11 protein-coding genes are annotated in these 13,840 nt (G+C 74.9%); 5 read left to right on the top strand and 6 right to left on the bottom strand.

Going from position 1 to position 13,840, the window contains the following annotated elements; translation table 11 throughout:
- Nucleotides 1-8: 8 nt before the first annotated feature.
- Nucleotides 9-920, bottom strand: coding sequence for a hypothetical protein (locus RM425_RS12085; protein WP_311345455.1), 912 nt, complete (start codon nt 918-920; stop codon nt 9-11).
- A gap of 229 nt (nt 921-1,149) precedes the next feature.
- On the opposite strand from RM425_RS12085, the gene RM425_RS12080 reads away from it, so the two are divergent.
- The 3 genes from RM425_RS12080 (at nt 1,150) to RM425_RS12070 (ending at nt 8,567) form a co-directional block, all read left to right on the top strand.
- Nucleotides 1,150-5,685 (top strand): HAD-IC family P-type ATPase, encoded by a 4,536-nt coding sequence (locus RM425_RS12080; protein ID WP_311345454.1) that lies wholly within the window; start codon nt 1,150-1,152, stop codon nt 5,683-5,685.
- Between the two features lie 178 nt (nt 5,686-5,863).
- On the top strand, nt 5,864-6,697 hold the full coding sequence (locus RM425_RS12075) for a hypothetical protein (RefSeq protein WP_311345453.1): 834 nt from the start codon (nt 5,864-5,866) through the stop codon (nt 6,695-6,697).
- Between the two features lie 115 nt (nt 6,698-6,812).
- Entirely contained in the window at nt 6,813-8,567 is a 1,755-nt protein-coding gene (locus tag RM425_RS12070; RefSeq protein WP_311345452.1) for a putative bifunctional diguanylate cyclase/phosphodiesterase, read from the top strand.
- 34 nt (nt 8,568-8,601) lie between these two features.
- Here the strand turns inward: RM425_RS12070 and RM425_RS12065 are convergent, their stop codons facing one another.
- Entirely contained in the window at nt 8,602-9,210 is a 609-nt protein-coding gene (locus tag RM425_RS12065; protein WP_311345451.1) for an excalibur calcium-binding domain-containing protein, read from the bottom strand.
- Nucleotides 9,203-9,523, bottom strand: a complete 321-nt coding sequence (locus RM425_RS12060; RefSeq protein ID WP_396137044.1) for an EAL domain-containing protein — start codon at nt 9,521-9,523, stop codon at nt 9,203-9,205. The genes RM425_RS12065 and RM425_RS12060 overlap by 8 nt, the downstream gene beginning before the upstream one ends.
- Before the next feature lie 147 nt (nt 9,524-9,670).
- Here RM425_RS12060 and RM425_RS12055 point away from each other — a divergent pair, with 147 nt between their 5' ends.
- Nucleotides 9,671-10,294 carry an antibiotic biosynthesis monooxygenase gene (locus RM425_RS12055; protein ID WP_311345450.1) on the top strand — a complete coding sequence of 208 codons (624 nt, stop codon included), beginning with the start codon at nt 9,671-9,673 and terminating at the stop codon, nt 10,292-10,294.
- 21 nt (nt 10,295-10,315) lie between these two features.
- Here the strand turns inward: RM425_RS12055 and RM425_RS12050 are convergent, their stop codons facing one another.
- The 3 genes from RM425_RS12050 to RM425_RS12040 all read right to left on the bottom strand — a co-directional run bounded on the left by RM425_RS12050 (nt 10,316) and on the right by RM425_RS12040 (nt 12,937).
- Complete coding sequence (locus RM425_RS12050; protein WP_311345449.1) at nt 10,316-10,846, bottom strand: NUDIX hydrolase family protein; 531 nt, start codon at nt 10,844-10,846, stop codon at nt 10,316-10,318.
- A gap of 67 nt (nt 10,847-10,913) precedes the next feature.
- Nucleotides 10,914-11,351, bottom strand: coding sequence for a hypothetical protein (locus tag RM425_RS12045; protein ID WP_311345448.1), 438 nt, complete (start codon nt 11,349-11,351; stop codon nt 10,914-10,916).
- A 134-nt stretch (nt 11,352-11,485) separates the two neighbouring features.
- On the bottom strand, nt 11,486-12,937 hold the full coding sequence (locus tag RM425_RS12040) for a DUF4407 domain-containing protein (protein WP_311345447.1): 1,452 nt from the start codon (nt 12,935-12,937) through the stop codon (nt 11,486-11,488).
- 149 nt (nt 12,938-13,086) lie between these two features.
- Here RM425_RS12040 and RM425_RS12035 point away from each other — a divergent pair, with 149 nt between their 5' ends.
- The gene (locus RM425_RS12035) at nt 13,087-13,836 is read left to right on the top strand and encodes a hypothetical protein (protein ID WP_311345446.1); all 750 of its coding nucleotides are present in this window, start codon (nt 13,087-13,089) and stop codon (nt 13,834-13,836) included.
- Nucleotides 13,837-13,840 lie beyond the last annotated feature (4 nt).

Below are 13,840 nucleotides of genomic sequence, written 5' to 3'. Positions count from 1 at the left end.
GGGCGTCCTCAGTCGGGCGCGAAGGAAGGGTCGAGCGCGCGGTCGGCTGCCGCGTCTCGGGCGTCGTCGGCCGCGGCGTACAGCGCCGCCGCATCGACGAGGCGTGCAGCGGGCGGCAGGTCCGCCGCCGGCTGGTCCGGGGACGACGGCCCGGAGGCCACCGGTGCCGGTGCACCGGCCGGCAGAGCCGGTCCGGGCACCGGCACGTGGTTCCCGCCGGGGACAGGGGCGGGACCGGCGGTGGAGGCGTGATCGAGGTGCTCGGCGACGATGCCCGTGCGGGCGGCCGAACCGTCCGCACCAGCCGCTAGGACGGGGGTGGCCGGGCCGGCGATCTCCTCGACCGGCGAGGAAGGAGCGGGCACCGCCACGACGGGCGCGCCGAGGGCGACCGGCACACCGGTCGCGACACGCACGGGCTCCACCACGTCGCGGACGACGGGCGGCAGCGCCGACTCCAGGGCAGGCAGCACCGACTCCAGCACGGGCAGCACAGGAGCCACCACGGGCTCCACCACCGGCGCGAGCACGGCGACCACCGGTGCGGTGACCGGCTCGATCGCACGGACGACGGGAGACAGCGTCTCCGTCACCGGCGCGAGCGTCTCCGCCACCGGAGCCACGGCCGCCTCGACGGCGGGCGCCACGACCGGCGCGACGACCGGCGCGACGACCGGCGCCACAACCGGCGAAACGGCGCTGGTCACCGGGGACACCAGCCCGCCGGCCCGATCGGCGACGTCCTGCACCGGCGCGGTCAGCGGAGCAAGGGGCGGCGGGGGAATGTCGTCCGCAGCAGCGGACGCAGTCGCCGAGCCGGCCAGCCAGAGCCCTGCCGCGAGGCCGGACAGCACGAGCGCGCGCCGGGCCACGGGCGACCGCACCGGCCGACGGAGGGCAGCGGTGATGTGCATGGACATCGCGCCTCCTCAACCGTCGGTGATCAGCTCCTCACGACGAGTGAACGCCCGGGCCCGAAGACCCGCCTCTCGAATCGTGTCGCTCGATGGGGTGCAGAGGCCCCGCCTCAGCTCACCGTGCGTGAGCACCGGCCCGAGGCCAGGGAGTCGAAGCAGACCGCCGCAGGACCTGCCCACCAGCCGCCGACGACGTACCGTTCGGAGTGACCGCCGTCACAACGGAGGTGTCATGGCCCTGCTCCGCCGGATCGCGTCGGCCGGCACTGTCGCGCGGGAGGCGGCGGGCCTGGCCACCGCCACCGCCGCGCTGGCGGCCGTCCCCGTGGCGGTCGGCGCCGGGCTGCTGGGCGGGGCAGCAGGTCTCACGCGGGACGTCGCCCGCGCCGGGATCAGCGGATCGGTCGAGCTCACCCGCCGCGCCGTCGTCCACGGCACCCGGGCGGTCGGCACGGTCGTCACCGGCGCCGACCCGCTCCCCGGCGGGCACCTGCGCGACCTGGTCGGCACCGCCCGGGGCATGCTCGAACCACCGGAGGCCCGCCACACGAGAAGGGTCTGGGGCGACCGCGACCGCATCCAGATCGAGGTGGAGGCCCCCGCCGACGACGAGCCGGCCGAGGCCCGCCGCAGCCTGCTCCGGCACCTGGAGCGCCTCGAAGGCGTCGAGTGGGCGACGGTCAACGACGTCCTCGGCCGGGTCCTGGTCGCGGTCGACACCCGCCGGGTCGGCGTCGACGACGTCATCGGCGTCGTCACCGAGGTCGAGCAGGCCCGCGGCGGCACCCGGATCTTCCCCCAGCGCCCCGACCACCCGGCCGACCTCGAACCGCTGCTGGCCGCCACCGTCTCCGCCGTCATCGACACCGCCGCGCTCGGAGTGGCCACCGCAGCCAGATACCTGCCGGTCCCCGCCCTCAGCCGGCACGCCACGCTCGTCATGGCAGTGCTGGACAGTCAGCAGTGGCTGAAGCGCGCCCTCGGCAGCCGCGTCGGCCCGGTGGGCACCGACCTGGCCTTCGAGGCCACCAGCGCCCTGCTGTACTCCCTCACCCAGAGCCCGACCGTGCCGGCGCTCAACGCCGCCGCCGCGATCCAGCGGGCGCTGGAGATGCGCGCCCGCCGCCAGGTGTGGCGCCGCCGCGAGCGCGAGCTGTGCCTGCCCGAACCGGACAACGGCAGCGACGAACCCGAGCTCCCTCCCGGTCCGCGGCCGACCCCGCTGCCGAACGGCCCCGTCGAGACCTACCTCGACCGGCTCGGCCCCAGCGAGTTCGCCGCGGCCCTGGCCCTGCTGCCGCTCACCCGGAGCCCCGGCCGCTCCGCCGACCTGTTCAAGGCGCTCAACCACAGAGCCGCCGTCCAGGGCCGCGAGTCGTTCGCCGCCTGGCTCGACCTGCTGTTCGCCCGCCGCGGCGTGCTGCCGATGGACGGCTCGGCCTACCGCCGGCTCGACCGCATCGACACCGTCGTCGTCGACGCCGGCACGCTGGCCACCGGCCCGCCGGAGGTCGTGGAGGCCACCGGCCAGGCCGACGGCTGGGACGACGCCGCGGTCTGGACCGCCGCCACCCGCCTGCTCGGCGGGGACAGCAAGAACGACGGCACGGCCCACGACGGCAAACGCGACGGCGGGAAGCTCCGCCTCGGCCCGCCGCGCACCTCGACCGACTCCCCCGGCGGCGAGGTCCGCTCGTTGCTCCAGGGCCGCCGCCGGATGGGCACGGTGCTGGTGGCCCCCGGGCTCGACCCGCACGCCGAGGCGCTGCTCACTGCCACCGTCGAGGCCGGCTGCCGGCTGGTGCTCACCCCGCACGTGAGCACCGGCGAACTGGCCGGGGCGTCGGAGGAGGTCCCGCCCGCGGATGAGCCCCTGGTCGACACGGTCCGGCGGCTGCAGTCCGACGGCGCCGGCGTGCTGCTCGTCTCGGCCACCGACGGGCCTGCGCTGCTGGCCGCCGACGTCGCCGTCGCCCCGGTACTCGAGGGCCGCTCCCCCGCCTGGGGCGCCGACCTCGTCACCGCACCCGGCCTGGCCGACGCCTGCCGCATCGTCGCCGCGACCGCCGACGCCAAGCGGATCAGCCGGCAGGCGGTGCGCACCGCACTGACCGGCAACGTCCTGGGCGGACTGCTCGCCGCCGTCGGCAGCCCCCGCGTGGGCCAGCGCCGGGCCACCACGCCGGGCAAGTGGGCCACGGTCAGCACGATGGCAGTGGGCGCCGGAACCGCCGTCCGGGTCGCCCGCCGCCCGGTGCCGGCGCCCACCGTGCACACCCCCTGGCACGCCCTGGACCCGGACGAGGTACTCCGCCGCCTCACAGACGTCCCGGCCGAGCCGGACGAGCGCCGGAAGCCCAAGGCAGCGAGCACCCCGGCCCGCTTCGCCCGCACTGTCGCCGCCGAGCTCGCCGACCCGCTCACGCCGATCCTGGCCACCGGGGCCGCCGCGACCGCGGTCCTCGGCGAGTTCACCGACGCGGTCCTGGTCGGCGGCGTCACCGTGGTCAACGCTCTGGTCAGCGGGCTGCAGCGGCTCCGCGCGGAGACCGCGCTGGAGGAACTGCTGCTGGAACAGGACCGCACGGCCCGGCGAGAGGTCCAGGACGGGGAACGGACGGAGGAGATCCCGGCGACGGACCTGCGCGTCGGCGACGTCGTCCATGTCGGAGCCGGCGACCTCGTCGCCGCCGACGCCCGGCTGCTCGAGGCAGAGGACCTGGAGGTCGACGAGTCCGGGCTCACCGGCGAGTCGCTGTCGGTGAGCAAGTCGGTCGACGCGACGCCGGGCGCCGTCGTCGCTGACCGCACCTGCATGCTCTTCGACGGCACCACGGTGGTCGCCGGCACCGGGCGGGCCGTCGTCGTCGCCGTCGGGCAGGCCACCCAGGCCGGGCGGGCCACCCGCGCCGCCGGGGGCGCCGCTCCCCCGGCCGGCGTCCAGGCGCGGCTGGCCGAGCTGACCAGCGCCGTCCTGCCGCTCACCCTGGCCGGTGGCGGGGCGGTCACCCTGCTCGGCGTGCTGTGGGGCCGGCCGCTGCGCGAGGCGGTCGCCGCCGGGGTGGCGATCGCCGTCGCCGCGGTCCCGGAGGGCCTGCCGCTGGTCGCCACCGTCGCCCAGCAGGCGGCCGCCCGGCGGCTCTCCGGGCGGGGTGCGGTGGTCCGCAGCGCGCGGGTGCTCGAGGCGCTCGGCCGGGTCGACACCGTCTGCTTCGACAAGACCGGCACGCTCACCGAGAACCGGCTGCGGGTCGCCCGCCTGGTGCCGCTGGACGACGGGACCGAGGACGACCTGCTCCGGCTGGCCGCCGCCGGCATGGGCGACGGCGACGCCGCGGCGCACGAGACCGACCGCGCCGTCCTCGACGCCGCCGGCGACGCCCACGACGGGCCGCCCGACGCGAGCCTGCCCTTCGCCGCCGGGCGCGGGTTCTCCGCCGGCGTGCGGAACGGCCGGCTGGTGGTCAAGGGCGCCCCGGAGACCGTGCTGCGCCGCTGCACCGACGCCCCCGACCTGCGCGAGCACATCCAGCAGCTGGCCGCCGACGGGCTGCGGGTGCTCGCCGTCGCCGACCGCGCGGTCGACGGCGTCCCCGACGACCTCGACGAAGCCGCGAAGGAATTGACCCTCCGCGGCCTGGTCGGGCTGGCCGACACCCTGCGGGAGTCGTCGGTGCGCGCCGTCGAGCAGCTGCTCGCCGCCGGTGTCCGGGTGGTCGTCGCGACCGGCGACCACCCCGAGACCGCCGGCGCCATCGCGGCCCAGGCCGGCATCCCCGACGCCGACCGCGTCATCACCGGGAAGCAGCTGGCCCGGGCGTCGGAGAGCGAGCGCGCCCGCCTGGTCGCCGACCACGCCGTCTTCGCGCGGCTCAGCCCGGAGCAGAAGGTGCTGCTGGTCGGTGCGCTGCGCCGGGCCGGGGCCACCCTGGCGATGACCGGCGACGGGGTGAACGACGCCGCGGCGATCCGGCTGGCCGACGTGGGCGTCGGCGTGGAGGGCGCCGAGTCACCGGCCGCCCGCACCGCCGCCGACCTCGTGCTCACCGACTCCGACCTCACCCGGCTGGTCGACTCGATCGCCGAGGGCCGGGCCATGTGGTCCCGCGTCCGCGACGCGGTGTCGATCCTGGTCGGCGGCAACGCCGGCGAGGTCGCGTTCACCGTGCTGGGCACCGCCGTCGGCGGACGGGCACCGGTGGGCACCCGGCAGCTGCTGCTGGTCAACCTGCTCACCGACATGTTCCCCGCACTTGCCGTCGCGGTCGCCGCACCGCGATCGTCGAACGGGACGTCGGCCAACGGCACCGGCGACGACGGACCGCTGGCCGGGCACCCGCTCGCGGCGGTCCTGCTCGCCGGCCCGCACTCCGGGTTCACCCGCGAGGTGCGGCGCATGGTCGGCGTCCGGGGCGCCGCGACGGCGAGCGGCGCCACCGCCGCCTGGGTCGCCGGCCGGGTCACCGGCCCGCTGTTCCGGGGCCGGGCGAGCACCATGGGCCTGGCGGCCCTCATCTCGACCCAGTTGGTGCAGACGGCGTGGTCCGGCCGGCACAGCCCGCTGGTGCTGGCCACCGTCGCCGGCTCGTTCGCCGTCCTGCTCGGCATCGTGCAGACGCCGGGCCTCAGCCGGTTCTTCGGCTGCACACCCCTGGACCCGGTCTCCTGGGCGATCGTCCTGGCCTGCGCCGTCGCCGGGGCGGCCGGCGCCGAGGTGGTCCCGGGCCTGGTCGCCCGATGGCGGTCGACGGCGGCGCCCGCGGGCTGATCGGCGGGGATCCACCTCCGGAACGGCCACCCAGCAGGGCCGACGTGGGATCGTTGACCCCAGCCGACCGCCGGCGACACGACATCGATCCGCCAGCCGGCCGGCCGATGCGCTCCCACAGGGAGCGCTGAGGGCCCGCGGGTGCTCGTACACGCACCAACCGAACGAACGGGAACTCATGCCTCTGATCGCTTGCCCCACCTGCTCCAGCGAGGACATCACCGGCACCAAGCAGGCCGACAGCCAGCTGCTCATCCACTGCGCCGACTGCGGCCACGAGTGGCTCCGCGGCGAGGCCCGCCGCGACCCCGGCCGCCCGGCGGTGCAGACGATCGACTCCCTGCACGCCGCCTTCCCGACCGCGGCAGCGGTGCGCCCCGACGTCCGCGAGCGGGTCGAGCTCCTCACGGCGGAGTTCCAGCTCGACCGGCCGGAACCCGACCCCGAGGTCACCGCCTTCCGCGAGCGCTACCAGGAGCTCTTCACCCAGGACGGGCTCGGCGACGCGACGCCGGAGCAGCTGCTGCACTTCGCCACCTCCGACACCCTGGCCAGCGCCGGCAACATGTCCGGCGTCAACCGCGCCTGGAAGACCCAGGGCGCCGACGCCGCGGCGCACAAGGTCCGCGAGTCGATCGAGTTCCTGCTGCACGGGCCGGCGAGCCTGCGCCTGGAGGACCGGCTCACCCAGCTCGTGGACGGCAAGAAGATCGGCCTGCCGTCGTTCAACAAGGAGCCGCTGCTCACCAAGGTGCTGTGCGTCGCGGAGCCCGACCGGTTCCTCCCCGTGCTCCGCTACACGGCCCCGACCGACGGCAAGAAGGAGATCGTCAAGCTCGTCTTCGACCTCGACCTGCCGGCCGCCGAGAAGGTCGCCTGGACGATCGGGCGCGTCGCGATCTGGAGCAATGACCTGCTGCGCTCCCTGGTCGGGAACGACATCCCGGACCTGCACCAGGCCGTGAAGTTCCTCGCCTGGGCCAAGACCCGGCCCGCACTCCCCCGCAGCTGAGCTCCGCGGGCCCTGCGCCGGTCGCAGGGCCCGCGAGCCGGCACAGCCCTCGCCGGTGTCCCCCCGAGGAGGGAACCGGATCAACATTGCGCGCAATCGAGTCGATGTCGTTCTCATGAACTGGTCCGGCGTGCCCGAGGTGGCGACACCGCGGGTCATGGCCCAGACCCTGGCGGTGCTCTTCCTCCTCGGCGGGACCGCGGGCCTGCTGGCCGGCCTCGGTGCCGGCGCCGAGGGGCACGGCCGCGAGACCATCGTCGTCCTCGCCACGAGCGTGCTCGTCGCCGCCGTCGTCGCCTTCCGGTGGGGCCGAGCCTGGGCCCGGCACGTCTTCCACGTCGCCGTCTTCGCCGCGTCGGCCGTCATCGCCGTCGCCGTGACGGTGAGCCCGGATGCGATCTCGGCCGTGACGATCGCCTCGCTGAACAGCCTGGTCGCGATCAACGCCTGCTTCTTCTTCAGCCTCCCCCTCACCGTCGTCCACCTGGTCGTGGCTCTGGTCTCGGCGACGGTCGCCCTCGTGCTCCGGGACGACGTCCCCGTCGTCACCGCGCTCGCGCTCGTCGCGGCGGTCATCGGGCTGAGCACGGTGACCCGCGGACTGGTCCTGCGCGCCTCCAGCGCCAGCCGCGACCCGCTCACCGGCCTGACCAACCGCCGCGGCTTCGACTCGGCGCTCGGCGAGCTGATGGCGGCGTCCGCCCGCAACGGCGAACCGCTGTCCGCGGCCCTGCTCGACCTGGACCACTTCAAGACCATCAACGACACCGAGGGCCACGACGCCGGGGACCGGGTCCTGCGGCGGGTGGCGGAGGTCTGGCGCACGGCCCTGCCGACGACGGCGGTACTCGCCCGGCACGGCGGTGACGAGTTCGCCCTCCTGCTCCCCGGCCTGGCCGGACCGGCGGCCCTGGAGCTCGTCTGCCGCATCCGCGCCTCGCACCCGGACATCGGCATGTCCTGCGGGGTGGCCGAGCACCGGGCGCACGACAGCGCCGCCCAGCTGATGCGGCGCGCGGACCTGGCGCTCTACACCGTCAAGGCCGCCGGCCGGGGCGGGTGCCGGCTCGACGACGGCCCGGCCTCCGACCTGGTCACCGACCTCGCCGTCGCGCTGGACTCCGGCGCCGTGACGGTGCACTTCCAGCCGATCGTCGACATGGGCGCCGACGAGATCGTCGGCGTGGAGGCGCTGGCCCGCTGGACCCACTCCGAGCGCGGCCCGGTGTCGCCGGTGGAGTTCGTCGCCGTCGCCGAGCAGCACGGGCTGATGACCCGCCTCGGCGAGCACGTGTTCCGCACCGCCTGCACGCAGCTGGTCGAACTGCGCACCACCACCGGACGGCGGCTGCGGCTCGGCGTCAACGTGTCCGGCCGGGAGCTCTCCGACCCGAGCTATCCGCAGCGCATCCGCGCGGTGCTCGCCGCGACCGGCTGGTCGGCGGCCGAGACCGTGCTCGAGGTGACCGAGAGCCTCGTGGAGGCCGAGTCCTCCACCGCCGTGGCCGCGCTGCACGAGTTGCGCGCCCTGGGCTTCATGATCGCCATCGACGACTTCGGCACCGGCTACTCGTCACTGAGCCGGCTGGACACCCTGCCCGTCGACATCCTCAAGCTCGACGCGTCCTTCATCGGGACGATCACCACCTCACCGCGCCGGGCGACGATGCTGCGCAGCATCGTCGGCATGGCCCATGTGCTGGGCCTGGACGTCGTCGCCGAGGGCGTCGAGACGGCGGAGCAGGACGCCCAGCTGCGCGCGATCGGCTGCCGCTTCGGCCAGGGCTGGCTCTACGGCCGCCCTGCGCCGCTGGCGGACGTCGTCGCGCAGCTGGACCACGCCGACCGCGCCGCCGCCCTCCACGCCTGAGCCCGCGGGCGCCGTCGGGCGACAGGTACGTCGGCTACTCGCAGCCGACGCCGTCGCCGTCACGGTCGAGGTGGCGGGCGTACCCCGGATCCCCGGTGCGCACCGGATCGGCTCCCGCGGCCCGCACGGCGGTGCAGTTGTCGTAGGAGACCGAGGACGGCGCAGGCGCCTCCACGATCGGTGCCGGCGCTACCGGTGCAGGAGCCGCGGGCCGCGGGGCGGCAGGCGCCGGCCGGGGCGCTGCCTGCGACGGCGGCGTGGCCCGGAGCGCCACCGCTTCACGGGCGGTGAGCTCACTCTCCCGCTGATCCAGCAGGCCGCTCCGCTCATCGAGCTCGGCTGCCTGCGCCGCCAGGCGCGACTCCCCCTCGGCCGTGGCCTGACGGATGCGCTCTTCCGCCTCCGCGACCTGGTCCTCGAGCTCCGCTGCTTCCGCCTGGCTCTCGGTCAGTTCACTCTTGAGGGAGACGAACGCGGGAGCGGCCTCGACCTCCGGTTCGGGAGTTCCCGAACCGCCCACTCCGACGCCGATCAGGAAGGCAAGTGCGGGGATCCCCCACGTCAGCCAGCGCTTCGACTTCTTCTCCGGCTCGGCCGAGCCGGCAGTGGCACTAGCACCAGACATGGCAGCGGTGTCAGACACGGAGGGTCTCCATTCCCGTAGAGGAACGGGACCGTACCGCTATGTGGCGGAGTGCCGAGTTCGTGCCGGGCCGCCAGGTGTCGCTGGGGCCCGTGGTGCGAATGGGTAGGAACATCGTCGGTGCGTAGCGAAAGAGCGACGATTCCACGGTCGTGCGCACGGACCCCAGCTCGGCGACCAGCTCGGCCACCGGGCGCGGGCGGCCGTACAGGTAGCCCTGCCCCAGCGGGCAGCCCAGCGCGGTCAGGATCCGCGCCTGCGCCGGCGTCTCCACGCCCTCGGCGATCATCACCAGGTCCAGCGCGTCGGCCAGCCGGTCGCCTGCAGCGTCACCAGCATGCGGTCGGGGAAGCGGGGCGGTCCACCGGGGACCTAGGGCCGTGGACAGCAGGAGTCAGCAGAGCAGCATGAGGGTGCGGCGACGCCGCAGGGGCGCCGCTCTGTCCCGGAAGGGGACGCCATGTACGCCCGTTCCACCACGCTCACCGCCGACCCCGAGCGCATGGACGACGGCATCGCCGAGGTCCGCGACACCGTGATGCCCGCCGTCCTCGACATGGACGGCTGCACCGGCCTGTCGATGCTCTGCGACCGCGACTCCGGCCGGTGCATCGTCACGACCGCCTGGGAGACCGAGGAGGCCATGGCCAGGACCCGCGACCGGGTCGCCATGCTGCGGGACAACACCGCGACGCGGTTCGGCTCCGCCTCACCCCAGGTGCAGGAGTGGGAGATTGCCGCCCTGCACCGGCTACATCACGCCGGCGACGACGCCTGTGCCCGCGTCACCTGGAGCCGCACCGATCCCGACCGGGCCGAGCAGGTGATCGATGCCTTCCGCACCACGATCGTTCCGCGGATGGACGACGTCCCCGGCTTCTGCAGCCTCAGCATGATGATCGACCGGCACTCCGGCCTCGGGTCGCTCACCACGGTCTACGACGACCGCTCCGCCATGGAGGCGGCCGGGGACGACATGCGGCGGATGCGCGAGGAGTTCACCCGGCAGATGCGGATGGAGCTGGTCGACGTCCAGAGCTACGACGTCGTCCTGCACCACCTGCGCGTGCCCGAACTGGTCTGACGACCCGGCACCCGGGCGCGCTCAGACGCCGAGATGCCCGAGCGCCTGAAGGAGCAGCCTGCTCTGCCCGTTGGCCATCTCGGCGAGCACGCCCGGGTCCCGCGCCTCGTCGGGGGTGACCCAGGTCAGCTCCAGCGCGTCCTGCTGCGGCGCACAGTCGCCCTCGACGGGCACGACGAAGGCCAGCGAGACCGCGTGCTGACGCGGGTCGTGGAACGGCGTGACGCCCGGGGTCGGGAAGTACTCGGCCACGGTGAACGGCTGCGGCGCCGGCGGCACCCGCGGCAGCGCCAGCGGACCGAGGTCCTTCTCCACGTGCCGGAGCAGGGCTGCGCGCACCCGCTCGTGGTACAGCACGCGCCCCGACACCAGGGCCCGCTTGATCTGCCCGTCCTCACCGGCCCGCAGCAGCAGACCGACGGCCATCGCCGTGCCCTGGCCGTCCACGCGCACCGGGACGACGTCGACGTAGAGGATCGGCAGCCGCTCGCGGGCGAGGTCCATCTCCTCACGAGAGAGCCAGCCCGCGTCGGAGTTCGTCACCTCGGTCATGTGCCCTGTCTAGCCCACGACGCGCCGTCGCACCCCGCACGGGGCCACCGCGCGTCGCTCCGAGGGGTCAGTTGCCGGCGTACGCGGAGACGCCGAAGGTCTGGTCGCCGTCCTCGTCCTCGTGCACCAGGACGCTGTAGGCCGCACCGTCGACGATGGCCGTGCACGAGCCGTCGTCGCACTGCACGCTCTCCACCTCGCCGCCCTTCTCCTCGACGAAGGCGCTCACCGCCTCCTCGGTGTCGCCGTTCCGCTCGTCCACCGACTCCCGGTAGAAGAACAGCGTGACCAGCGCCGCGACGACGGCGATGACCGCCACCGAGATGCTGATGACGAGAGTGGCGTTGCGCTCGAACCAGCCGGGCTCCGCCTCGGGCTCGCCGGTGGGGAGCTGGAAGCCGGGATCGGTCTGCGCCCCGCCGAAGTACGGAGCGCCCGGGTCGCCGTGCGCCGGCTGGGTCGCGGTGGGAGCGGCGCCGGTCGGCCGGCTGTCGTCGGTGCTCATCGGGTGCGGGCCTCACGTCGTCGGTGTCGAAGGGAGCACCTTGTCACGAGACGCCCGGGTTCCGGGTGAGGGCCCGCGGATCGTCGGTGACGATCAGGTCACCGCCGCCGCCGTCCCGAGGCGCACCCGGGACGTCAGACGGTCTCGACCTCGCGGACGTCGGGACGGCGGCGCATCGTCCGCACGGTCCGCGACGCGGCCTCGCGGGCCAGCCCGATGATCGGACCGGTGTCCCACATCCGGCGGCCCGACTCCTCGGCCGACGACTCGGTCCGCGGCGCCGGCACCTCGCCGGACTCCCGCTGGGCCACCGCGGCCGCCAGCCGTGCCCGCCGGCGGGCGAGCACCTGCTCCTTCTGCCGGTCGACCCGCTCCTTCTCCGCCATGATCAGCAGCTCCTGGACCGCCTGCTCGACCTCCACCCGCGCCGACTGCTGCAGCTGCTCCACCTCGAGGTCGCCGTCGTCGCGCAGCTCGGTGAGCCGGTCGTAGGTGCTGCGCGGCCCGAAGTTCAGCAGCATCTTCATGAGCACCGGCAGCAGCTCGATGCAGATGAACAGCAGCGCCAGCATGTAGTGCGCGACCGCCATGGTGGCGGTGGAGTCGCTGAGCGCGGACAGGGCCTGCAGCCGGATGAGGATGCCGGTGTTGTCCGCGTTGGTCTCGTCGAACGCCTCCTGAAGCGCCGTCTGCTGCTGGGTCAGCCGCGCCAGCTCCGCGGTGTCGGTCTCCAGGTCCGCGGCCGCCTGGGCCATGCTGCGCGACGCCCCGGCCGCGACGGCGGTGACCGCGGCGTCCAGGTCGGCCTTGGCCGCATCGACGACGTCGCGCTGGGCGTCGGCCGCCGCACGCGCCTGGGCGTAGGCCTCCCCCGTGCCGGCGTCCCCGGTGCCGCAGGTGCCGTCGAGCTCGCACTGCGCCTTCGCCGACAGCTCCCGCTGCGTGCTCAGCGCGGCGTCGTACGCCGCCTGGGCGGCGGCCACCCCGCCCTGCAGCGGCGCCAGGTCGGCGGCCGAACTGCCCCCGCTGGCGACGACGGCCTGCTGGGTGGCGACCTTCTCGCGCAGCTCGGGCAGCCCGGCGAAGCGTGCGTCGGCGTCCAGGCTCTCGTTGTAGGCATCGGAAGCTTCGGCCTGCAGCGAGACGATCTCGGTGTCGATCTCCTTGTGGAAGATCTGCAGCGTCAGCGGCGTGGAGATCACGATGCCGAGCACCAGCGCCAGCCCGACGCGGGGCACGGCCATGAGCAGGTTGCGCTTGAGCGAGGCGTCGTGCGCCATCCCGACCAGCAGCATCCGGTCGAGGTTGACGATGACGAAGCCCCAGCCGACACCGACGAGCAGCGCCAGGGGCCACCACACGCCGAGGGCCATGTGCACCGCGAACGCGGCGGAGAGCACCGCCAGCCCGCCGGTGGAGAGCAGCACACCGCCCAGGGCGACGAACTTCGCCCGGGCGCCCGGCACCGCTTCCAGCACGTCCGGCCGGGCGCCGGACAGCACCGCCAGCCCGTCGCCGAAGCGTCCACGTCGTCGCGGCATCGCGCTCTTCCCCCCTCGGGCGACGGGATCGAGGAGCTCCGCCACCCCGTGAACTATCGGCGGACCCGGCGCCCGAGCGGACCGTCCGGGCAGGTCCGGACCGTGAGCCGTGTCCCACTCGCCACACGCGGCCGCCCGCACCACGGTCAGGGCGCCGGGACGGAGGATGCTGACCGGGACCGGAGAGGGGACCCGTGACCGCACCGCTGCACCTGCCCAGCGCGGGGCCCGAGCCGATCCCGGCCGGCACCGCGGTCGCCGCCGTCCTCGGCTACTGCGCCGCGCGGCGGCCGCTGTACTACCGCGCGCCGAACGCGCGCACCGGGCGCTGGGCCGAGGTGCCGGCGTTCGGTTACGAGCGGTTCGACCGCGGGCCGGTGCCGGACGCCCCGCTCGGCGAGGCCGACATCCTGACCGCCGAGGGCCTGCACGGGCGCCTCGGCCGCGGGGACTGGACGGCGATGGCCGCGGCCCTGCCCGCCGTGCAGGCACTGGCCGACGACGTCGTCGCCCGGGCGGCGGGACGGGCGTTCTGGGAGCTGCCGGAGGACGAGTTCTCCGTCCTCGCCGAGCCCGGCACCGTCGGGGCGCTGCTGCGGTCGGTCGGGGAGCTGTGCGACCGGCTGGACGCGAGCCGGCCGCACGTCGCGGCGGCGCTGCACCACCGTCACCCGGAGCTGTTCCCGGTGCTGCACGACAGCACGCGCCGGCCATTGCTGCCCCACGTCCGCGAGGGCGACAGCGGGGTGGAGGCGGTGGTCCACCGGGAGCTGCGGTCCGCCGCCGGCGCCTTCGCCGAGCTCGAGGCCGCCCTCCGCACGGACGCCGTGGAGCTCACCCAGCTCCGGATGCACGACATCCTGCTGTGGCTGTCCACCACGCTGCGGTTCGCGCACGCCGTCGAGGCGGGGCGGAGCACCGCGGTGACCCACCGGGTCGGCTGACCGG

The sequence above is a fragment of the Blastococcus goldschmidtiae genome (assembly GCF_031845325.1).
In the GTDB taxonomy this organism is placed as follows: domain Bacteria; phylum Actinomycetota; class Actinomycetes; order Mycobacteriales; family Geodermatophilaceae; genus Blastococcus; species Blastococcus goldschmidtiae.
The sequence above is the reverse complement of the archived record's forward strand: the minus strand, read 5'-3'. Positions and strand labels throughout refer to the sequence as shown.